Origin of the sequence: Bacillus sp. bc15, from assembly GCF_900142585.1 — a bacterium.
GTDB lineage: Bacteria > Bacillota > Bacilli > Bacillales > Bacillaceae_G > Bacillus_A > Bacillus_A cereus.
Genome location: NZ_FRBJ01000003.1, coordinates 127002 through 150287, shown reverse-complemented (window position 1 = coordinate 150287; position 23286 = coordinate 127002). Strand labels below are relative to the sequence as shown.

The window sequence follows — 23286 nt, the reverse complement described above, 5'->3', positions numbered from 1 at the left end:
GGAACAGAAGAAGTAACGGAAGAAGAAAAAGCGAAAGCCAAGGCGAAGGCAGCAGCAGCTGCAAAAGCGAAAGCGGCGGCGTTAGCGAAGCAAAAAAGAGAAGGAACAGAAGAAGTAATGGAAGAAGAAAAAGCGAAAGCCAAGGCGAAGGCGGCAGTAGCTGCAAAAGCAAAAGCGGCGGCGTTAGCGAAGCAGAAAGCCTCGCAAGGTGATGGGGATTCGGGAGATGAAAAGGCCAAGGCAATTGCAGCTGCAAAAGCGAAAGCAGCAGCGGCTGCAAGAGCGAAGACAAAGGGAGCTGAAGGTAAGAAAGAGGATGAGCCGAAGCAGGAAGAACCGTCCGTAAATCAACCACATTTAAATCAGTATGTTGAGGCTATTAGGGAGAAGTTAGGAGAGGGTGCATTAGTAGATTCATATATTAATAAATTGTCAAAGGATGTGCCAACTCTTGTGGTGGATCCCGCAAAATATTATGAAGTGATGGAGTCACTGCGATTCCATGAGGGACTTGCTTTTGATTATATTTCAGAGCTACATGCGACGGATTTTGTGACACATATGGAAGTGTATGTTCATTTGTTTTCATATGGCAAGAAACAATCGGTAGCGGTGAAGGTAAAACTAGACCGGGAAGCGCCGCAAGTCGAGTCTGTGACAGCGCTTTGGAAAGGGGCTGACTGGCCGGAGAGAGAAGCGTACGATTTGCTAGGCATTGTATTTAAAGGGCATCCGAATTTAACGCGTATTTTAATGCCAGATGATTGGGTAGGATATCCGCTTAGAAAAGACTATGAACCGTATGATGTGGAGGTGTAGCTATGATCCGTACGGAAGAGATGCTTTTGAATGTAGGACCTCAGCATCCGAGTACACATGGTGTGTTCAGGCTCGTAATTAAGATTGACGGGGAAATTATTAAAGAAGCTACACCGGTTATTGGGTATTTGCATCGCGGGACGGAAAAGATTGCTGAGAGCTTACAGTATACGCAAATTATTCCTTATACAGATCGAATGGACTATTTATCAGCCATGACGAATAATTACGTCATTTGCCATGCTGTAGAGACGATGATGGGGCTTGAAATTCCAGAGCGTGCCGAATACTTGCGAGTACTTGCGATGGAGCTAGGAAGAATTGCAAGCCATCTCGTTTGGTGGGGGACAAATCTTCTTGATATAGGAGCGGTCAGCCCGTTTTTGTACGCGTTTCGTGAACGAGAGATGATTATAAATTTATTAAATGAATTATGCGGTGCCCGGCTTACTTTTAACTATATGAGAGTTGGCGGTGTGAAGTGGGATGCGCCAGATGGTTGGATTGAAAAGGTGGAAGAGTTTGTTCCGTATATGAGAGAGCAATTGGCAGGTTATCATGATCTTGTTAGCGGTAATGAGATTTTCTTAAATCGTGTGAAAGGCGTTGGTATATATAGCGCGGAAGAAGCGATTTCGTATTCTTTAAGCGGAGCAAATTTGCGGTGCACTGGAGTAAACTGGGATCTTCGCAAAGATGAGCCGTATTCAATTTATGATCGTTTTGATTTTGATATTCCTGTTGGAAGCGTGGGAGATGCTTGGGATCGCTACGTTTGCCGAATGCAAGAAATCGAGGAGTCTTTAAAGATTGTTGAGCAAGCGGTTCAGCAGTTCCCGAAAGATGGAGCTGTGCTGGCAAAAGTACCGAAAATTATTAAGGCACCTAAGGGAGAAGCGTTTGTACGTATTGAATCGCCGCGCGGAGAGATTGGTTGTTATATCGCTAGTGATGGAAAGAAAGAGCCGTACCGTTTGAAGTTTCGCAGGCCATCTTTTTATAACTTGCAAATTTTACCGAAGTTATTAAAAGGTGAAAATATCGCTAATTTAATTACGATTTTAGGTGGAGTTGATATTGTACTTGGGGAGGTTGATGGCTAATGATTGAGACGCTCTTACAATCACCTTCAAGCTGGACGAATTTTTTCATTTTTTTCGGATTAGCGGTGCTTCTACTATTTGCAGTCCTTGGCTTCGTTACATATGGAATTTTGGCAGAACGGAAAGTGATGGGGTTTATGCAAGGGCGGATTGGACCAAACCAGGTTGGAGGCCGATTCGGTTTACTGCAAACGGTAGCTGATGTTTTAAAACTATTATTGAAAGAAGATAGTATTCCGAAAGCAGCAGATAAACCGCTGTTTATATTAGCGCCTGTCATTGCATTTGCACCAGCATTTATGGTGCTTGCAGTTATCCCGTTCACTGATAAATTTCAATTTGCAGATATTGGAGTCGGGCTACTTTATTATATTGCTGTTTCCGGTATTACGACGATAGGTGTTGTAACTGGGGGATGGGCATCGAATAATAAATATTCCCTTTTAGGAGGGATGCGTGCGGCGGCGCAAATGATTTCTTATGAGATTCCGCTCGTAATGAGTGTAATTGGTATCGTTTTGTTAGCTGGTAGCCTGAATTTAAATGAGATTGTAGCGGCGCAGGAGAAGGTTTGGTACATTTTCGTACAGCCAATTGGCTTCGTCGTTTTCTTAATCGCAGCAGTTGCAGAGTTAAATAGGACGCCATTCGATTTGCCAGAAGCGGAGTCAGAACTTGTTTCTGGATACCATACGGAATACTCAGGTTTTCGCTGGGCGTTTTTCATGCTTTCAGAGTACGTATATTTCTTCGGGATGGCATCTTTAATTACAGTGCTCTTTTTAGGAGGATGGAATCCAGTCATGTTTCTTGGATTTATCCCAGGTGCCGTATGGTTTGCTTTGAAATTTAGCAGTGTAGTCTTTCTATTAATTTGGTTCCGCGTCACGTTCCCACGTATAAGAGGTGACCAGTTAATGGAGTTTGGATGGAAAGTATTATTGCCGATTGCACTTGCAAATATTTTCTTAACGGCATTGATTAAGGAGTTATTCTTCTAATCTATGAGGGGGGTGCCAGTAAGAGATGAAAGGACTATTTAAAGGATTAAAATATACATTAAGTAATTTGAGCAAGAAGAAGGTAACGTATGATTATCCAAATCAGCCGTTGCCGTTGCCAGACCGTTTTCGGGGGATTCAAAAATTTTATCCGGAGAAATGTATTGTTTGTAATCAATGCTCTAACATTTGTCCGACAGACTGTATTCAGTTAACAGGAAAGAAACATCCAGATCCTACGAAAAAAGGAAAAATTATCGACACGTATGATATTAATTTTGAAATTTGTATTCTTTGTGATTTATGTACAGAAGTTTGCCCGACAGAGGCAATTGTCATGACAAATAACTTTGAACTCGCGGAATATTCACGTGATGACTTATTTAAAAATTTGCAGTGGCTTGACGAAAACGACGAAAACGTCAGGAAGGAGAATAAGGCATGAATGGCGAGTTTGTAGCATTCTTTATACTATCCTTGTCTGCAATTATCGGCGGTGTTCTTATGTTGAACTTAACGAAAGTTATGCACATGATGCTAGCTCTCGTTCTGACATTTCTCAGCATTGCAGGTTTGTATTTTCTTTTATCAGCTGAATTTATAGGCGTTGCACAAATTTTACTTTACTCTGGTGCAATCACAATTATTATGATTTTCGGCATTATGTTAACGAAACATAACGCGGAAAATGAATCGCGTCTTACTCTTCGAAAATGGATTATCTTCTTTGCAGTTGTAGCATTTGGAGCGGTTATGTATTTCGCTGTTAATAATGTTGATTTTGCAAATGAAAGCACACAAGGAAGTTTACCTCTCCATGAAAACAACACACTTCAAATCGGTACGCTTCTCTATTCAAAATATATTATTCCATTTGAACTAACTTCAGTTATTTTACTTGTAGCACTCGTTGGCGCGATTATACTTGCGAAAAAGGACGAGAAAGAGGAGGATTCCAATGAGTAGCGTTCCGGCTTCTGCATATTTAACACTTGCGATTATTTTGTTTTGCATCGGTCTATTTGGAGCTTTAACAAAGCGGAATACAGTAATCGTATTAGTTTGTATCGAATTAATGCTGAATGCTGCCAATTTAAACTTAGTGGCGTTTAGTAAATTAGGCCTATTTCCGAATTTAACAGGTCAAATTTTATCACTGTTTACGATGGCTGTAGCGGCAGCAGAAGCGGCGGTAGGACTCGCTATTTTAATTGCTTTGTATCGTAATCGTACGACAGTTCAGGTGGATGAAATGGATACGCTCAAAGGATAGCATTGTGACCGAAAAAGGGGGAAGGAAACAATGATCGATTATGCATGGCTCATACCGCTTTTCCCACTCGTTTCGTTTTTGTTACTTATTATATTCGGGAAGAAAATTAGAGAAGGAAGCAGCGTACTTAGTATTTTTTTCGTCTTTCTCTCCTTTATACTTGCGGTACTTGTGTTAATAGAAAGGTTTTCAGAAGCAAGCGTGAAGCATAAGTGGGTGTGGCTTAGAGCTGGAGATGTGGATATATCATTCGGCTTTGAGGTGACTGCATTAGGAGCTTTAATGTTATTTATCGTTACGCTTGTGAGTCTGCTTGTACATGTGTATTCGAAAGGTTATATGAAAGGTGATGAACGATTACCAACCTTTTACGCATATTTAGGACTCTTTACATTTGCGATGTTAGGGCTTGTTATATCAACGAATTTATTACAGCTTTATATATTTTGGGAATTAGTTGGCCTTGGCTCATTTTTACTTATCGGTTTTTATTTCTTTAAAGAAGAAGCGAAGGCTGCTGCAAAAAAGGCTTTTATTATGACCCGTATTGGGGATGTTGGTTTATTTATCGGGATGATTTTAATTTTTTGTTACGCAGGTAGTTTTGAATATGACGCAATATTTAGGGCGATTTATACAGGGGATTTACCTCCTTACATGATTACGATAACAGCGATATTAATTTTTATCGGGGCGATGGGGAAATCAGGCCAGTTCCCGCTTCATACGTGGTTGCCAGATGCAATGGAGGGGCCGACGCCTGTTTCGGCACTTATTCACGCCGCGACGATGGTTGCAGCAGGCGTATATTTAGTAGCGACGATGTTCCCTCTATTTTCAGCAAGTACAGTGGCGATGCAGACCGTGGCAATCGTTGGAGCTTTCACTGCAATCTTTGCGGCCTCTATCGGTCTCGTGCAAACAGATATAAAGAGAGTACTTGCTTATTCTACAGTTAGCCAGCTTGGATATATGATGCTTGCGTTAGGTTCTGCAGGTTATGTAGCCGGTGTCTTCCATTTAACGACACATGCTTTTTTTAAAGCACTACTATTTTTGGCAGCAGGAAGTGTAATTCATGCAGTGCATACGCAAAACATTAATAAAATGGGCGGTTTACAGAAGAAGATGAAAGTAACTGGTACGCTATTTCTAATAGGTACCCTTGCCATTAGCGGTGTTCCGCTCCTTTCCGGTTTTTTCAGCAAAGATGAAATTTTAGCGGCGACTTGGATGAATGGCAATTACGTTTTATTTACTTTAGCAGTAATTGCGGCGTTTTTGACAGCGTTTTATATGTTCCGCCTATACTTTCTTGTCTTTACCGGAGAAACGAAGACGAAGGAAGATGTGCATGAGTCGCCCCGCGTTATGACGTATCCAATGATTGTTCTCGGCGTTCTCGCAGTAGTGGCAGGATATATAAATACACCATGGTTCGGTACGTTTCTCGGAGATTGGTTGACGAAAGATGTAGGGTTCAAGGTTGAAGAAGCGCATGGGCCAGTTTGGATTATGATTGTTGCGACGCTCGTTTCATTTGCAGGAATCGCTCTTGCATATTTCATATATGGCAAGAAATCAATTTCTAGAGATTGGGCTGGGGGTACGGAAACCTCGCTTTATAATCTTTTGAAAGAAAAATATTATGTGGATGAACTATACAACATGACGGTGATCCCTATTACAAAAGGAATCGCTCATGTGCTTCGCTTATTTGAAGTGTATGTAGTCGAGGGAATTGCAGTTTTAATTGGAAGCGTAGTTAAAGGCACAAGTAGTCTTGGATCGAAACTTCAAAACGGGAATGTACAAGTGTACGGTACTGTAACGGCGGTTTCACTCGCTGTACTCGTCATTATTTTGCTCTATACAGGAGGGGATTTACGATGAATGATTTGTTGTTAACGTTCTTCATTTTTTCCCCGCTTTTAGGAATTTTATTGCTTGTATTAACACCGAAAAAGGAATTGCGTACAGTGCGGGCGCTTGGCTTATTTGGGACGGCACTTCCATTTGGAATCGCTATCGTCCTCGCTTGTACATATGCTTCTGGAAAGAGCTTGTCACTATTTGATGAAAAGGTGAAATGGATTAAGTTCGGAGATTTTACAGCGGTGGATAAAAGGTGGTTTTCTATTTATTACGAGCTCGGTATTGATGGTTTGTCGCTTGTTATGATGGTGCTGACGGCTCTTCTAGCGATGCTCGCAGCAATTGCAGCCTTTTCTATTAAAAGAAATTTAAAAGCATTTTATATGCTGTTACTCATGCTAGAAATAGGGATGCTCGGCGTCTTTGCTGCTCAAAATCTAATGTTGTTTTTTATCTTCTTTGAAATTACGTTGCCACCAATGTTCTTATTGATTGGGAAGTGGGGAAAATTGTCGAGCGAAAAGGCTGCGTATAGTTATTTAATATATAACGGTATTGGCTCAGCTATTTTGCTCATTGTTTTCTCAATTTTGTTCGCGAAAACAGGTACAACAAATATTGTGGAGCTGAAAGAGATATTAAGAAGCGTAAGTGCAGAAGGAGAACTCATCATCCCAAGTAGCTTGCAGCTTGGTGTATTTATTTCCATAATGATTGCCTTTGCAATTAAACTACCTGTTTTTCCGTTGCACCGTTGGATGGTCAATGTGCACATAGAAGCGCATCCAGCTGTAGTTATGCTTCATGCTGGAGTTTTGTTAAAGATTGGAGCATACGGTATTATTCGCTTTGGAAAAGGGCTATTCCCGGAATATTTTCACGATGTTGCAACGCTAATCGCGATATTAGGTGTAATTAATTTATTATACGGTGCCTTTTTAGCGCTCATCCAAACGGACTTTAGGAAAGTACTGGCTTACTCTAGTATTTCGCATATGGGAATTGTGTTAATGGGACTTGCGTCACTTAATGCACCGGGTACACAAGGGGCGTTATTTCAGGTTGTATCGCACGGTTTAATTGCAGCCTTGCTGTTTTTCTTACTCGGTGTTATAGAACAACGTTTCGGAACATCAGAAATTACAGCGCTTGGTGGACTCGCAAAGAGTGTCCCAGTACTTAGTGGCTTCTTCTTAGCAGGAGGAATGGCATCGCTTGGATTACCAGGGATGTCTGGGTTTGTTAGCGAATTTCTTGCCTTTCTCGGTTTATTTCAAGGAGAGCCCGTCATTGCTGCAGTCGGTGTGATTGGCATCATTTTAACTGCTGTATACGTATTAAGAGCGACACTTCAAGTGACATTTGGAAAGAAAGAGTGGGAAGCAAAGTCTGATATACACGGATGGGAGTACGTCCCTGTTTTACTACTTATCTTTTGTATTATTGTAATTGGAGTTATGCCAGAGATACTAGGGGATCCGCTTCAAAATACATTGAAAACATTGGGGGTGAAGTAGGATGGATATGAATACGTTACTTAGCTTATCGTGGCATCTAATGGTGCCAGAATTTATTATTCTCGGGGCCGCCATCCTTCTTTCCATATGTGATTTGTTTTTTAAGCTGAATCATAGATATGTAGCTCTTGGTGCGATCGCTGCCATCGTATTAGCACTTGTGTCATTAATTACGCTATATAGCGAACCAGCTGGAGATATTTTAAACGGATCGTTTGTGTTAGATGGATTTTCAAAAGGGTTTAAAACGTTGTTATTAGGCGCCTCAGCTCTCATTTTATGCATCGCAATGAGCGATGATAAGAAGAATCCGATTGAAGATAAGGGCGAATATTATTACTTATTTTTAATGGCACTTCTTGGTGCGATGTTCATGGCTTGTAGTATTGACTTTATCACCCTTTTCGTTGGTTTAGAGTTACTTTCACTTTCTTCTTATATTTTAGTAGGAATACGAAAAAAGAACCGTGCATCAAATGAAGCGGCAATGAAATATGTCATTAGCGGAGGAATTGGAACGGCAATCACGCTCTTCGGAATGAGTTATTTATACGGTATTACAGGTTCAACTAACATTGTAGATATGCAAAAGGTACTCACTGGGGAGCTCGCTAGTGGTATTCAGTTATTGCTAGCTCTGGCATTTCTTTTATTGCTAGTCGGTCTCTCATTTAAAATTGCCACAGTGCCGTTTCATATGTGGGCACCTGATGTGTATGAAGGCGCGACTACACCTGTTACTGCCTTTCTTGGAACGATTTCTAAAATTGCTGGGTTCCTACTCATTATTCGTTTGTTCCTTATGGTTTTTGCAAGTGTATTAATACAAGGAGATGTGCAATCTTTATATGGGCATATGAGTATATATATTGCGGTGCTAGCAAGTATTACTATGATTGTTGGGAATGTAGTCGCGTTAAAACAATACAACATAAAACGTTTATTTGCTTATTCAGGTATTGCGCATGCTGGGTATTTGCTCGTTCCACTTGTGGCATTATCACCATTTACGCTGGATAGCATGTGGTTTTATATGTTGGCATACATGCTTATGAATATAGGCGCGTTTGCCATTATCCACGGCTTAATCTTACAAAACGATAAGGAAAATATAACGATTTTCACCGGATTATATAAGAAATCACCATTTGCAGCGATCATGATGACAATCTTTATTTTATCGCTGGCCGGGATACCAGGGACGGCTGGCTTCATTGGAAAGATTAACATCTTTTTAGGCGCGCTTCATGTAGAGCCAGCACATTACGTACTAGCTTCGATTATGATGGGTACGACAGTTGTTTCATTCGTATATTATTTCCGTATTTTACAACAAATGTTTTTCCGCACCGGAGAGACAGAAGAGAGGATACGGTTACCATTAAATATAAAGGTTGTTATGAGCCTTTGTGCAATTTCGATTGTAATACTGGGGATTATGCCGATGATTGGGTACAATTTCTTTTATGAATATTTTCCATTAATGAAAGATTTCTTCTTCTTAGGGAACGTGGTACAATAGTGAAAATAAAAGGTGTGGAGTCAGTACTCTGCGCTTTTTATTTTGTGTTAACTTGTAATGTAGATATACGTTTTTTGAAAGAAAATCACGATGTAAAATGTAAGATGTCTATGTGCATTTGAAAAAGTGTGGCTCCTACTTATTATGGTATCGTTTTTATATTCTTTCATAAGTAGTAGCTTAGTAAAAAGGGGTCGATTTTTTGGCACAACTTTTAGGGCAACAAGCACTGATTGCCATTGTTTCGCATTTATTGTTTATTACCATTACGTGGTGGGCTTTGCAAGGCATTCACATTGAGCGTTTAATGAAGTCCGGAAAAGTGCTGCAGACGCGAGTATTACTCATCTTAATTACAATTGCAATTGGGACATCTGTAAGTAACTTTTTCCTTGATTATTTAGGCTATTCGAAGAGTTTAACGTATTTAGTAAAGTAAGTGTATAGAACCTCAAATCTCCGTTAACAATGGGGATAGGAGGGGATGAAATTGAAGCTTAAAGCCATTCTTATTGTTGCACTTAGTGTTGTTTTATTTTTGGTTGGATATAGAGAGATGAAACCGATAAGCGATGAACAGAAAATGGAGAGCATGATTAAGGCTTTAGAGAAAAATGATGCTAAAGTAGAAAAATGGTCATGGTTAGCTAGAGAAACAAAAACAATTTCTAATATACATACGTTTCAAAAGTTGTTAAACGATGTGAAGGACAAGGCAAATATTCAAAAGTGGGAAGTAGAGCAATCTCCAGATGGATATAAAGCTACATCCTATAAAAAGTTTGCTTCTCATGAAGAACGAGTAGTAGTAACTTGGAGTAAAGAAAATACTAAAGAAAACACTTTCATTATCTTTGAAGTAAGTGGGGCGAAATGGGACCCGAAGTATGTTCAAAAAGTAAATAAAATTTTTAGTGAAAAACCTATAATTTACACTTGTGTTCAAGGTGTACTGAATGATAAGATTGAAGGTGTTTTGCAAAATAAAACCAATCAGGTTTTGAAAGATCTTTCAGCAAGAGCGATCGAACAAGTAGAAGAAAGAGCATTTGTGTCAGTCTCCGCATACAATAAAAAGTGGGATGACGCTCTTTCAACAAATAGAGAGAAAATAAATGTGCAAATAGCAATACGTTCTACAGACAACAAAGATACAATTGTGGTTGGCACACCGATCATAACTTCTGAGTATTGAGTGAATAGATACTGAAAAAAGGACACGGAGGGGAATAATTTGGAAAAGATCATCGTCCGTGGCGGAAAGCGGTTAAACGGCACAGTGCGTGTTGAGGGCGCAAAAAATGCTGTATTACCTATAATCGCTGCAGCCCTATTAGCGAGTGATGGAAAGAATGTACTATCTGAAGTACCAGTTTTGTCTGATGTATACACAATTAATGAGGTATTACGTCATTTAAATGCTGAAGTCGTATTTGAAAATAATCAAGTAACAATCGATTCTTCTAAAGAACTAAACATTGAAGCACCATTTGAATATGTACGTAAAATGCGTGCATCTGTTCAAGTAATGGGACCATTATTAGCACGTAACGGTCGTGCTCGTATTGCACTTCCTGGTGGATGTGCAATCGGTTCACGTCCAATTGACCAACATTTAAAAGGCTTCGAAGCAATGGGAGCAAAAGTACAGGTTGGTAACGGTTTTGTTGAGGCATATGTTGAGGGAGAACTAAAAGGAGCTAAAATCTACTTAGACTTCCCAAGCGTAGGCGCGACAGAAAACATTATGTCTGCAGCTACATTAGCAAAAGGGACAACAATTCTTGAAAACGCAGCGAAAGAACCAGAAATCGTTGACTTAGCTAACTTCTTAAATGCGATGGGAGCGAAAGTACGCGGAGCTGGAACTGGAACGATTCGTATCGAAGGCGTTGATAAATTATATGGTGCAAACCACTCTATTATTCCTGACCGTATTGAAGCGGGAACATTCATGGTTGCAGCAGCAATTACTGGTGGAGACATCTTAATTGAAAATGCTGTACCTGAACATTTACGCTCAATTACAGCGAAAATGGAAGAAATGGGTGTTAAAATTATTGAGGAAAACGAAGGTGTACGTGTTATCGGCCCAGATAAGTTAAAAGCGGTTGATATTAAAACTATGCCTCACCCAGGTTTCCCAACAGACATGCAATCACAAATGATGGCATTATTACTACAAGCTGATGGAACAAGCATGATTACAGAAACGGTATTCGAAAACCGCTTTATGCACGTTGAAGAATTCCGTCGTATGAATGCTGATATTAAAATTGAAGGTCGTTCTGTTATTATGAACGGTCCAAACAGCTTACAAGGTGCTGAAGTAGGCGCAACTGATTTACGTGCTGCAGCTGCATTAATCTTAGCTGGTTTAGTATCAGAAGGTTATACTCGTGTAACTGAGTTAAAACATCTTGACCGTGGTTATGTAGATTTCCATAAGAAATTAGCTGCATTAGGTGCAACTATTGAACGTGTAAACGAAAAAGTAGAAGAAGTGAAAGAACAAGAAGTTTCTGATCTTCACGCTTAATTGAAATAGTCTCTATGTCTTTTGACATAGGGGCTATTTTTTTTGGGTTATTACTGTTATAGTCAATAAATTCTATACTTATGCACGTACCAGTAAAAATATTTAGAAAATTTCCGTTTTATGCTCTTCCCCTTAAGTATGTTCTAAAAGAAAGAGTTGTTCCATAAGAATGAATGGAGTAAAGCTTTTATATTGGGGGAAAAATAGGATGAAATTTTCAAAGCCACTTTTTATTACAGTAGCGCTCTTAATAGCGCTCGTTATCATTGTACCTGCAGCCCTTGTTATCCCATTTGCGAAAGCGAAAGTAGGGGAAGAAACGGCCTCTAAAACTCCTCCAGCGATAGAAAGTATACCAGCTCCAGGAAAAGTAGATACAGCGGTTCAAGTTGCTGTATATCGTGAGAAACAAAAGAAGGTAGAATCATTACCTATGGAGGAGTATGTGACCGGTGTAGTAGCTTCTGAGATGAATGCCAGTTTTGAAATAGAGGCACTAAAGGCACAGGCATTAGCAGCAAGAACATTTGTAGTACAGCGTATGCTAAGCGGAGGAAAGAAAAATAATGCAGACGTGACAGATACGGTGAAAGATCAAGTGTACAAAAGCAAAGATGAGTTGAAGAAGCAATGGGGCAATAACTACGAAAATAATTTGAAGAAAATCGAAGAAGCTGTTTCGAAAACAGCAGGACAAGTTTTAACGTATGATGGAAAACCAATTTCAGCATCCTTCTTTTCAACGAGTAATGGTCGAACAGAAAATGCAGCTGACTATTGGGGAAATGATTATCCGTACTTAAAGAGTGTAGATAGTCCGTGGGATCAAGCCTCTCCAAAGTTTACGAGCGAGCAAACATTTACAGTAGCTGACTTTCAAAAACGTCTCGGTGTGAAAGTGCTGGCAGACGGGAAGGTTGGAAACATTAAAGACCTTACGGAAGGAAAGCGCGTAAAGGATGTAGCTTTTCAAGGGAAAACATTAACAGGAAAAGAAGTTCGTGAAAAGTTAGATTTACGTTCTTCTGATTTCACGTGGAAACAACAAGGAGATAAAATCATCGTTACGACGAAAGGCTTCGGTCACGGCGTTGGTATGAGTCAATACGGGGCGAACGGCATGGCAGCGGAAGGAAAGAAATATACAGATATCGTCGCTCATTACTATAAAGGCGTTGAAATAAAGACGATGAATGATTATGAAGGAAAATTGATGGTGAAGAAATAGGTGTCAGAACTCTGGCATCTATTTTTTTGTTTGAAATAGGATAATTTTCCATTAATTGTTTGATATAATAGGATAAAAAGTATTTGGAGGAGACGGAATGGCGCTACTGGAGTTGAAACAGTTAGAGAAGACGAACCAGTTACCAGAAATTGAACTAAAGGTTGAAAAAGGACAATGTATTGTTTTGCAATGCAATAATCATACAGCTAAAGTGTTACACCGCATCATTATTGGTGAAGAAGAAGCTTCGACTGGCAATGTACTGTTTGAAGGAGAAGCAATTGGAAAGAAAAATTATTCCCGCATCGGTTTTTGTTTTTTGAAAGATGAAGCATATGATCGTTTGAAGGTGAAGGAATACTTTAAGTTTTTAATAGGGCTTTATGAATCAAAGATAAGTATAGAAGAAGTTGTGCAGCCTGTTGGTCTCCTAGATAAACTAAACGTTAAAATAGAAAAACTATCATTTTCAGAGAAGCGTCGTCTTCATATTGGACGAATTATGATTCATAATCCGGATTTAATCATTTTGGAAGAGCCAGAGCAAAATGTAGATACAGAGAGTACGGTTATTATTCGAAAAGCAATCATGAAAATGAAAGAACAAGGAAAGGCAATCTTTATTACGTCATCATTTCTATCGGATGCCCTTTCGTTAACAGAGGATGTATACATATTAAACAACGATGGTGTGAAAAAGATAGAAATTGAGCAAGAGGAAGTGGAAGAAGTCGATGAAGAAAAAGTCATTCAAATGATTCCGCAAATGAAGTTAGAAAGAATACCTGCGAAAGTGAACGATAAAATCATTTTACTTGATCCGATGGAAATTCATTTCATTGAAACGCAAAACGGAGTAACACATATTCACGTTCGTGAAGGGGATTTCGTATGCGCATTAACATTAAGTGAACTAGAAGCGAGATTAACAGGTTTTGGTTTCTTTAGATGTCATCGCTCGTACCTTGTAAATTTACAAAGAGTACGAGAAGTGATTACTTGGACTCGTAACAGTTTTAGCTTAATTTTAGACGACGAAAGAAAAAGTTCAATTCCGCTTTCAAAAGGACGAATGGATGAATTAAAAGGCGTGATTGGGTTATAAAAAGTGCTCCAATAAGCTCAACATGCGATTCATTGACCGGTAAAAATACTCCTTTTACCGGTATTTTACTGCGCCTACCCTTTGTTTTTCATATGATTGAGTCAAGAAAAGCGAAACAAACAAACGAAAAGCGCTAAAGCGACTTTCATCTATAAAGAAGAAAAACAAAGGAGATGAAGAAATGACATTGGCAATTGAAATGAAAGATGTAATGAAAAGTTTCGACGGAAAAACGGCACTTGGAAATGTAAATATTGAGGTGAAGCAAGGAGAGATTTTTGGATTCCTCGGACCGAGTGGATCTGGTAAGACGACAACAGTAAAAATTTTAACTTCTCAATTGCTTCATAGTGTTGGAACGGTAAGAGTATTAGGGAAAGATATTACAGGACCAAGTAGCATCGATTACAAACGAATTGGTATTTTAACAGATAACAGCGGCTTATATGAAAGACTTAGCATTTATGATAACTTACTATTATTTTGTGACTTATACGATTGCAAAAAAGAAAGAATCGATGAAGTACTAACACAAGTAAATTTATTAGATGATAAAAAAACACCAGTAAAGAAACTATCAAAGGGAATGAAGCAACGCGTCACACTGGCAAGAGCAATCCTTCATAAACCAGATATCCTCTTCTTAGACGAACCAACATCTGCACTCGATCCAGTAAACGTACAAAACATTCATAAAATCTTAAAAGACTTAAATGAAGAAGGAACGACAATTTTCTTAACGACTCACAACATGGATGAAGCAGAAACGCTTTGTAACCGTATTGCCTTCCTTTGTGGCGGAGAAATTGTAGCGCTGGATACACCAGAGAACCTACGCTTACAATACGCTAAGGATCAAATACAGGTCGTATTAAAAGATAAACAAAAAGAAGTAGTGCAAAAAGATGAATTAGGCGCAAAACGTATCTCAGAATGGATGAAAAAGGGCGAACTGTTATCTATTCATTCACACGAACCAACGCTAGGCGATATCTTTATTGAAGTTACTGGGAGGGGATTATAATGACATTTTCAATGAAACGGTTTTCGGCTATTGTAAGAAAAGAAATAAATGATGCAGGTAAAAACTCACAAGTTATATTAATGGCGCTATTACCTATTCTACTTGCTGTATTCTATAGTAATATGGATTCTATAAAAGAGTTCTTTGCAGGTTTTATTATTGTAATGACGATTACCATGGTGGGAAGTTATGTGCAAGCAATTATTATTGCAGAGGAGAAGGAAAAACACACGTTACGAGTATTGATGTTGTCTCCAGCAAGTCCAATAGAAGTTATTTTAGGGAAAAGTGTATTAACTGTATTTTTTGTACTAGCATCTAGTTTTATTAGTTTAGTGATTTTAGATACTTTTAAAGGAAATATCGGTATGCTAGTTATTATTATTTTAATAGGAACATTGTTATGTGTCGTTTTAGGTACTATAGTTGGCTTACTATCCCAAAATATAGCACAAACATCTATATTGGGGCTTCCAATTTTTATAATATTCATAATGGGGCCGATGTTAAAGGAAATGGTTAAGAATGAATTTATTATAAAAGTAGTTAATCTTCTTCCGACAAATCATGTTATGGAAGCATTGCAAAAAGTTATAAAGGGAGAAGGATTTATTGTGATTCAAGAACATATTTTAAACAATACAATTTGGACTATATGTCTTATCATTCTTTGTATTATGGTGTATAAAAAGAAACAATTAGACTAAAAACTGAGCTAAAAGTGCTCAGTTTTTTCTTTTTTCTATCATTTCCTCGGAAATTTTACATTTCTTATACATATTTTTACAAATTTTGTCGAAAAGTAATTAGTTATACGTTGTATAGGATACGTGAATATTGTTCAAAATGATTGCTGAGGTGATGATGGAATGCGAGGAAGAAATAATAAAAAGTCGCAAAAGGTAGTACATTTATTTCAAAAAAGATGGGTGTTTCCGGCACTATACATTGCTTGTGCAGCGGTAATCTTAATGGTTGCGCTATGGTTCCAAGGAGCTAATCCGAAGAAGACTCCAAACCACGATCAAGCAACACCGTATACACAATCGGAAGATCCAGCAGTACCAGTAACGAAATCTTCAGAAGTAGTGAAAATGCCAGCTGCCGCGAATGCGGAAGTAGTCGTACAAAAGAAATTCTATGAAGATGCAGCAACTGAGGCGGAACAAGAAAAAGCACTTGTCTTTTATAACAACACATATTCCCCAAACAAAGGAATTGACATTGCTGCGAAGAATGGAAAAGAATTCAATGTTGCCGCTGCTTTAAGTGGTACAGTAACGAAAGCTGAAAAAGATTCACTTCTTGGTTATGTTGTAACAGTTGATAGTGGAAATGGTGTAGCGGTATCTTATCAAAGCTTAGGCAGTGTGAAAGTAGAAAAAGGTGCAAGAGTTGCACAAGGTGAAGTATTAGGAACATCCGGTCTAAGTGCAATGAATAAAGAGGCAGGCTCTCACGTTCACTTTGAAGTACGTAAAGACAATGTGGCTGTGAACCCTGAACGTTACTTAAATAAATCAGTAACAGAAATTAAAGCTGATGCAGGTGCTGCAAAGGCTACGAATGCTTCTGGTAAAAAAGCTGATGACAAATCTCAAAAAGAAGAGAAGTCAACGAGCACGAAACCAGAAAATAAAACAGAAGACAAGTCTCAAAAAGAAGAGAAATCAACAAGCGGTTCAACTAGTGACAAAAAAGAAGAACCGAAGAAAGAAGAAAAATCAACAAACGGTTCTACAGAATCATCTAACGATTCTTCTTCACAAGAATAATAAAGTGAAAAAATCAATTCTCATCAAGAGAATTGATTTTTTTATTTTTATATAAAAATAATCAATTTCGAGAAAAAAGTTGTAAAAACAAGGAAAAATGACGAGATTCTCGAATATATATTACAAAAGGGAGGGGATACTGTGTCATTTTTGTTTGTTCTGTCGACTGCTATTATTTTATTGTTTGTTTTATTCACTTTATATTATTATATTGCCGGTAAGAAAGAGGTTCCCCACCATCAGTTGTTAGAAGAAGAATTGGAACGAGAAGAATGACGCCTTTTATACAAGGTGTCATTTTTTTTGGCCATAATAGTCAGTTTTAACGTATTTCTCACAAAAAAACGTAATTTTTCTTAACTTAGTCCGCAAAAATAGTGAACATGTAGCATATATCAGTAGTGCGGGCAATACAATGGTATAAACCAAAGCAAAGAGAGTGTTTGAGGTGAGAAATCGTGAATCATTTCATTATAAATCCAAGAATGTTTAACGCTTACAAACAGCACTCACACTTACTTCTTAGTCGTATGCAGCGAGGCTCATTTCACCCTTCTCACATCCAAATTAGGGAGGCGAGTGGTGTGCACGATTACATCAAAGAGAGAACTATCAAGATTGGTAAGTATATCGTGGAGACAAGAAAGACAGTGCGTGTCATTGCAAAGGAATTTGGGGTATCAAAGAGTACAGTCCATAAAGATTTAACAGAACGTCTACCAGAGATTAATCCAGAGCTCGCAAATGAAGTAAAAGAAATTCTTGATTATCATAAGTCTATTCGTCATTTAAGAGGTGGAGAAGCAACAAAACAAAAGTATAGAAAAGAAGATGTAGAGAAGCCTGTACGTCAATAATGTTACAGTAGCAAACATTCCGTTCACATTCGGTAATATTTTTCAGAAGAATTCTTTTTGCGAATATTACGTTTCTGTTAAATTTATGATAAAATCAGAAATTAGGTGAAAAGAATTCGGGTGTAACCTGATTTTGAATATCGAGGAGGAAAAAACGGGAATGTTTGCGCGAGATATCGGAATTGACCTAGGTACGGCTAACGTATTAATTCATGTTAAAGGTAAGGGTATTGTATTAAATGAGCCATCTGTTGTGGCCATTGATCGTAATAGTGGTAAAGTATTAGCAGTCGGTGAAGAAGCGAGAAGTATGGTGGGACGTACGCCTGGTAATATTGTAGCAATTCGTCCACTTAAAGATGGTGTAATCGCAGATTTCGAAATTACAGAAGCAATGTTAAAGTATTTCATTAACAAATTGGACGTAAAGAGCTTCTTTTCAAAACCTCGTATTTTAATTTGTTGTCCAACAAATATTACATCAGTAGAACAAAAAGCAATTCGTGAAGCTGCGGAACGTTCAGGTGGTAAAACAGTATTTTTAGAAGAAGAACCAAAAGTAGCCGCAGTTGGTGCTGGTATGGAAATCTTCCAACCAAGCGGTAACATGGTTGTTGATATTGGTGGAGGTACAACAGATATCGCTGTACTATCTATGGGTGATATTGTTACCTCTTCCTCTATCAAAATGGCTGGCGATAAGTTTGATATGGAGATCTTAAACTATATTAAACGTAAGTATAAGCTATTAATCGGAGAACGTACTTCAGAAGATATTAAAATTAAAGTTGGTACAGTATTCCCAGGTGCACGTAGCGAAGAGCTTGAAATTCGCGGACGTGACATGGTAACAGGCTTACCACGTACAATTACAGTATGCTCTGAAGAAATTACAGAAGCATTAAAGGAAAATGCAGCTGTTATTGTACAAGCTGCAAAAGGCGTATTAGAGCGCACACCACCAGAATTATCTGCAGATATCATTGACCGCGGTGTTATTCTAACAGGCGGTGGAGCTTTACTACACGGTATCGACATGCTTCTAGCAGAAGAACTAAAAGTACCAGTATTAATTGCTGAAAACCCAATGCACTGCGTTGCGGTTGGTACAGGCATTATGTTAGAGAATATCGACAGATTACCAAAGCGTGCTTTGAGATAATTTGAAAGAACTAAGGCTGACACCTTAGTTCTTTTTTTCGTTTTTGTATTTTTTTATTTTGTTTTTTTGCGAAAATGGAAGGAAAATAGAGAAATGTGAAGGAAACAGGTAAAATATTCATATATATGGTTAAATTTAATATTTCCTTAATTGAAAACGTTTATAATATAATGAGTCGAATACGACATTAAGGCAAATAATGTTTCAATACATATTGCCTTTCCCTAATTTGGGCATACACTCTTTTCCACCTCCGTGTCAGTTGCAAAAATGTGCAACTATTTTAATGGAATAGAGTGTGTGCATTTTTTTTAGGAAGTTGTGCTAAATATAAAATGTTACTTTGTAATGACAAACAATAAACAAAATGGGATAATAGCAATATGTCCAAGTGGTAAGACCAATATTACAAAAGGGGCGATTGTTACATGCTAAATATAGAACAAATTAAAGAAATCATTCCTCACCGCTATCCATTTTTACTTGTTGATAAAATATTAGAAGTAGATGAAGGCAAAAGAGCGGTTGGGATTAAAAATGTATCCGCAAACGAAGAATTCTTTAACGGACACTTCCCTGACTATGCAGTTATGCCTGGTGTACTTATTGTAGAAGCATTAGCACAAGTCGGAGCAGTTGCAGTATTAAAGAAAGAAGAAAACCGCGGAAGACTTGCTTTCTTTGCAGGTATCGACAATTGCCGTTTCAAAAAACAAGTACGCCCAGGTGATCAGCTTCGTCTAGAAGTAGAAATGACACGCGTACGCGGCCCAATTGGAAAAGGAAAAGCAATCGCAACAGTAGATGGTGAAGTTGCATGTGAGGCAGAAATTACATTTGCAATTGGTGATAAAAAAGAATAGATAGTACTAAAAAATCTCCTTGTGAAAAAGACAAGGAGATTTTTTGTTTACTGCTATATAACGATGAAAAGATAATATACAAACTAATCAGAAAATATCTTGTAAATAGATGGTAATTACCATATACTTACTTTATTATTTATTTAGAAAACAGGATAAGTGATAAAGGTAATAAAGAAATAAAGGCATTGTCATATTGTTAAGGTACTTAAGTAAGACAAAGTAGAATGTTATTGATTATGATGAGATATGGGGAAATCAGCAAAAATATTAATTAGACGTATGAAATCGAGCATAAGAGAGAGAAAAGGGAAATGTCGCATTTCACAAAAGGAGATTATGAATATGTTCGGGAGAAAGAAAAGAAAACCATTACGACAATTAATTACACATAAAGAGCCTAAATCGCGTATTACAGAACAATACCGTAACATTCGTACAAACATTGAGTTTACATCTGTAGATAATCATGTTCGTTCTATTATTGTTACTTCAGCCGACCCAGGTGATGGGAAAACAACAACAATCTCAAACTTAGCAGTTGTTTTCGGACAACAAGGAAAGAAAGTTTTATTAATTGGAGCTGACTTGCGTAAGCCGACAATACAAAACTTATTTGCCATTCATAGTTCAAATGGGTTAACGAACTTATTATCAGGACAAGCAAAACTTATGCAATGCATTCAAAAAACAGATATAGAGAACGTATATTTAATGGCAGCAGGTCCAATCCCTCCAAACCCAGCAGAACTGTTAGGGAGCCGGGCTATGGACGAGGCGTTGCTAGAAGCATATAACATGTTTGATATTATATTAATCGACACACCACCTGTCCTTGCGGTTACGGATGCACAAATACTTGCGAATAAATGTGATGGAATCGTACTCGTTATACGCAGTGAAAAGACGGAAAAAGATAAAATCGTAAAAGCGAAACAAATATTAGATAAAGCATCAGGCAAAATACTGGGTGTCGTTTTAAATGATAAAAGAGAAGAAAAAGAACAATATGGTTATTACTAAAATATAAAAAGCCAACAAAATTTTTGTTGGTTTTTTGTTGTTTTCTGAAAATTCTTTATCAAGTTACACAGTATGAAAAACGTGATAAAATAAAAATTTTGGAAAATGATTGGAATGTGTTGTCATATTTAAGATTATTTTGTAAGATTAAACTTGTTTCTTGTGAACAAATATAGAACTGAATTATTAAAAATAAAAAATGTAAGATTTATATGTTATAATTTTTCCTATGTGTAAATTTTAGAAAGTTGGAGGAACCTATGGAAGAAACAATTAGTCTAAAAGAGTTATTTCATATCTTAAAAAAACGTTTAGCAATGATCCTCGTAATCGCCTTTGGTGCAGCTATTGTAAGTGCTATCATTAGCTTTTTCTTCATGACACCAATCTATCAATCTTCGACGCAAATTCTTGTTAATCAGAAGAAGCAAGAAGGGGCAATGTTCCAAGCTGGTGAAGTTCAAACGAATATTCAATTAACGAATACATATAAGGTTATTATTAAAAGTCCAGTAATCTTAGATCAAGTAAATGAAAAATTAAATTTAAATATGACAGCACAAGCTTTAACAGAGAAGATTAATATTGCGAATGAAAAGGATTCTCAAGTTATTTCTGTTACAGCTGAGGATAAAGATCCGAAACTAGCTCGTGATATTGCTAATGCAACTGCAGATGTATTTAAAGGTGAAGTTGCAAAAATTATGAGTGTAGATAATGTTACGGTACTTTCTAAAGCAGAGTTGGCAGAAGAATTATCACCAATTAAACCACGCCCAATGTTAAATGTGGCAATCGCTTTCGTTGTGGGCTTAATGGCTTCAGTTGGTCTTGCATTCTTACTAGAATACTTAGATAACACAGTGAAAAAAGAAGAAGATGTGGAAAACTTACTTGGCTTACCAGTATTAGGTATTGTAGCTCGTATGGATGAAGAAACATTGAACGTGAAATCACACGCTCCATCATCAAGAAAAGTGAGGGGACAAACAATTGGCTCTTAATTTATTTAAAAAGAAAAAAAATCATCGTCAACGTCGTCAATTAATTGCTCATCAACAACCGAAATCACCAATTTCAGAACAATATCGTAATATTCGAACGAATATTGAATTTGCAGCTATTGATACGAATTTACATTCATTAATGGTCACGTCTGCAAACCCAAGTGAAGGGAAAACAACAACGACGGCGAATATGGCAGTTGTGTTTGCTCAACAAGGAAAAAAAGTATTATTAATTGATGCAGATATGCGTAAACCAGCAATGCATCAAATGTTCCAAGTAGATAACATTTTTGGATTAACGAACGTATTAACAAATAGTGAACGTTTAGAGAAGTGCGTACAAACGACATCTGTAGATAATCTACACTTTTTAGCTTGTGGTCCAATCCCACCAAATCCGGCCGAATTGTTAGGCTCTAAATCAATGAAAGAACTTCTTGGGCAAGCATACAGTATGTATGATCTAGTTATTTTTGATATGCCGCCAATTTTAGCTGTTACTGACGCACAAATTATGGCAAATGTATGTGATGCTTCTATTCTTGTAGTTCGCAGTGAATCAACAGAGAAAGAAACCGCAGTAAAAGCAAAAGGGTTATTGGAATCTGCAAAAGGTAAATTGTTAGGTGTTGTTCTAAACGACCGTGAACGTGAACAAGGCTTATATTATTATTATGGCGCAAACTAATTAAAAGGGTGAGATATGTTTCAACCATATCTCCTTTTTTCCCTTGAATATGAGACGTCTCATATTCAAGGGAAAAAAGACTGATAGGAGAGAGGGAGGCTGAAAGAATGATTGATTTACATTGTCACATTTTGCATGGCATCGATGACGGTGCACAAACAGTAACAGATAGTTTAGCGATGGCACAACAAGCCGTTTCAGAAGGAATACATACAATTGTCGCAACGCCGCACCATCAAAATGGAAAATATATAAATGAACGTACCTCAATTATTCATCATGTAAAACAACTAAATGATGAACTACAACAATATAATATTCCACTTACTATTTTACCGGGGCAAGAGATCAGGTTATATGGTGATTTATTAGAAGACTATGAAGCTGGTAAAATTGTTACTTTAAATGAAACAAATAAATACATATTCATTGAATTCCCATCTAATCATGTACCGCGTTATGCTGAACAACTATTATATGAACTGCGCGTTAAGGGAATGATTCCAATTATTGTTCATCCGGAACGTAATGCCGAGTTAATCGAGCGGCCAGATAAGTTATATAATCTTGTAAATAAAGGGGCATTAACGCAAGTAACGGCAGGCAGTTTATTAGGGAAATTTGGGAAGAAAATTAAAAAGTTTTCACTACAACTAGTCGAACATAATTTAACCCATATGGTTGCTTCAGATGCACATAACACAACATCAAGAGGATTTCATTTAGCGGAAAGCTATGAACTAATTGAGAAAGAATTTGGAATGAATGTTATGAGTGATTTGAAAGAAAATCCGTACTTATTAATTAGCGGGAAGGCAATTTACAAAGAAGATCCAGAACAAATTCGTCGTAAAAAATTGTTCGGTATTTTTTAAATAAGAATTGGTGATGTCTCCTAACCGTTA

At 37.6% G+C, this 23286-nt stretch carries 25 protein-coding genes; all 25 read left to right on the top strand.

The annotated features are described in order from the left end of the window. On the top strand, positions 1-819 hold an 819-nt coding region (locus BUA87_RS14510), incomplete at its 5' end, for an NADH-quinone oxidoreductase subunit C (protein WP_072940101.1). A 2-nt stretch (positions 820-821) separates the two neighbouring features. Beyond that, positions 822-1922, top strand: a complete 1101-nt coding sequence (gene nuoD / locus BUA87_RS14505) for an NADH-quinone oxidoreductase subunit NuoD (protein WP_000621434.1) — start codon at positions 822-824, stop codon at positions 1920-1922. After that, positions 1922-2923 (top strand): NADH-quinone oxidoreductase subunit NuoH, encoded by a 1002-nt coding sequence (gene nuoH, locus BUA87_RS14500; RefSeq protein WP_000573426.1) that lies wholly within the window; start codon positions 1922-1924, stop codon positions 2921-2923. Before nuoD ends, nuoH begins: the two co-directional genes overlap by 1 nt. Before the next feature lie 25 nt (positions 2924-2948). Next, on the top strand, positions 2949-3368 hold the full coding sequence (gene nuoI, locus BUA87_RS14495) for an NADH-quinone oxidoreductase subunit NuoI (RefSeq protein WP_000677191.1): 420 nt from the start codon (positions 2949-2951) through the stop codon (positions 3366-3368). After that, positions 3365-3889 (top strand): NADH-quinone oxidoreductase subunit J, encoded by a 525-nt coding sequence (locus tag BUA87_RS14490; RefSeq protein ID WP_001012812.1) that lies wholly within the window; start codon positions 3365-3367, stop codon positions 3887-3889. Before nuoI ends, BUA87_RS14490 begins: the two co-directional genes overlap by 4 nt. Continuing rightward, positions 3882-4196, top strand: coding sequence for an NADH-quinone oxidoreductase subunit NuoK (gene nuoK, locus BUA87_RS14485; RefSeq protein WP_071713975.1), 315 nt, complete (start codon positions 3882-3884; stop codon positions 4194-4196). Before BUA87_RS14490 ends, nuoK begins: the two co-directional genes overlap by 8 nt. Before the next feature lie 30 nt (positions 4197-4226). Next, positions 4227-6089, top strand: coding sequence for an NADH-quinone oxidoreductase subunit L (gene nuoL, locus BUA87_RS14480; RefSeq protein ID WP_071713976.1), 1863 nt, complete (start codon positions 4227-4229; stop codon positions 6087-6089). Then, a complete protein-coding gene (locus BUA87_RS14475) occupies positions 6086-7588 on the top strand; it encodes an NADH-quinone oxidoreductase subunit M (protein ID WP_072940097.1) in 1503 nt (500 codons plus the stop codon). Before nuoL ends, BUA87_RS14475 begins: the two co-directional genes overlap by 4 nt. Before the next feature lie 7 nt (positions 7589-7595). After that, a complete protein-coding gene (gene nuoN / locus BUA87_RS14470; protein ID WP_072940200.1) occupies positions 7596-9110 on the top strand; it encodes an NADH-quinone oxidoreductase subunit NuoN in 1515 nt (504 codons plus the stop codon). Between the two features lie 202 nt (positions 9111-9312). Beyond that, entirely contained in the window at positions 9313-9549 is a 237-nt protein-coding gene (locus BUA87_RS14465; RefSeq protein ID WP_000057889.1) for a DUF1146 family protein, read from the top strand. Positions 9550-9594: 45 nt separating this feature from the next. Further along, a complete protein-coding gene (locus BUA87_RS14460; RefSeq protein WP_003272396.1) occupies positions 9595-10305 on the top strand; it encodes a YwmB family TATA-box binding protein in 711 nt (236 codons plus the stop codon). Positions 10306-10344: 39 nt separating this feature from the next. Then, positions 10345-11649: a UDP-N-acetylglucosamine 1-carboxyvinyltransferase gene (gene murA / locus BUA87_RS14455; protein WP_000411275.1), complete on the top strand. Its 1305-nt coding sequence runs from the start codon at positions 10345-10347 to the stop codon at positions 11647-11649. A 208-nt stretch (positions 11650-11857) separates the two neighbouring features. Continuing rightward, complete coding sequence (spoIID, locus tag BUA87_RS14450) at positions 11858-12877, top strand: stage II sporulation protein D (protein WP_000672651.1); 1020 nt, start codon at positions 11858-11860, stop codon at positions 12875-12877. A 97-nt stretch (positions 12878-12974) separates the two neighbouring features. Then, positions 12975-13982: a LytTR family transcriptional regulator DNA-binding domain-containing protein gene (locus BUA87_RS14445; RefSeq protein WP_016513263.1), complete on the top strand. Its 1008-nt coding sequence runs from the start codon at positions 12975-12977 to the stop codon at positions 13980-13982. A gap of 181 nt (positions 13983-14163) precedes the next feature. Then, the gene (locus BUA87_RS14440) at positions 14164-15006 is read left to right on the top strand and encodes an ABC transporter ATP-binding protein (RefSeq protein WP_000170823.1); all 843 of its coding nucleotides are present in this window, start codon (positions 14164-14166) and stop codon (positions 15004-15006) included. After that, entirely contained in the window at positions 15006-15713 is a 708-nt protein-coding gene (locus BUA87_RS14435; protein ID WP_072940094.1) for an ABC transporter permease, read from the top strand. Before BUA87_RS14440 ends, BUA87_RS14435 begins: the two co-directional genes overlap by 1 nt. Before the next feature lie 162 nt (positions 15714-15875). Beyond that, positions 15876-16781, top strand: coding sequence for a stage II sporulation protein SpoIIQ (locus BUA87_RS14430; RefSeq protein WP_001214922.1), 906 nt, complete (start codon positions 15876-15878; stop codon positions 16779-16781). Between the two features lie 141 nt (positions 16782-16922). Continuing rightward, a complete protein-coding gene (locus BUA87_RS14425; RefSeq protein ID WP_000008903.1) occupies positions 16923-17057 on the top strand; it encodes a hypothetical protein in 135 nt (44 codons plus the stop codon). Between the two features lie 308 nt (positions 17058-17365). Then, positions 17366-17638: a sporulation transcriptional regulator SpoIIID gene (gene spoIIID / locus BUA87_RS14420; RefSeq protein ID WP_000544012.1), complete on the top strand. Its 273-nt coding sequence runs from the start codon at positions 17366-17368 to the stop codon at positions 17636-17638. A 160-nt stretch (positions 17639-17798) separates the two neighbouring features. Continuing rightward, positions 17799-18800: a rod shape-determining protein gene (locus BUA87_RS14415; RefSeq protein WP_000457978.1), complete on the top strand. Its 1002-nt coding sequence runs from the start codon at positions 17799-17801 to the stop codon at positions 18798-18800. 428 nt (positions 18801-19228) lie between these two features. Further along, positions 19229-19663: a 3-hydroxyacyl-ACP dehydratase FabZ gene (gene fabZ, locus BUA87_RS14410; RefSeq protein WP_000931959.1), complete on the top strand. Its 435-nt coding sequence runs from the start codon at positions 19229-19231 to the stop codon at positions 19661-19663. Positions 19664-20008: 345 nt separating this feature from the next. Continuing rightward, positions 20009-20686: a CpsD/CapB family tyrosine-protein kinase gene (locus tag BUA87_RS14405; RefSeq protein WP_072940091.1), complete on the top strand. Its 678-nt coding sequence runs from the start codon at positions 20009-20011 to the stop codon at positions 20684-20686. 260 nt (positions 20687-20946) lie between these two features. Beyond that, a complete protein-coding gene (locus tag BUA87_RS14400; protein WP_072940088.1) occupies positions 20947-21690 on the top strand; it encodes a YveK family protein in 744 nt (247 codons plus the stop codon). After that, complete coding sequence (locus BUA87_RS14395; protein ID WP_072940084.1) at positions 21680-22381, top strand: CpsD/CapB family tyrosine-protein kinase; 702 nt, start codon at positions 21680-21682, stop codon at positions 22379-22381. The genes BUA87_RS14400 and BUA87_RS14395 overlap by 11 nt, the downstream gene beginning before the upstream one ends. Before the next feature lie 107 nt (positions 22382-22488). Continuing rightward, positions 22489-23256, top strand: coding sequence for a tyrosine-protein phosphatase (locus BUA87_RS14390; protein ID WP_000566188.1), 768 nt, complete (start codon positions 22489-22491; stop codon positions 23254-23256). Positions 23257-23286 lie beyond the last annotated feature (30 nt).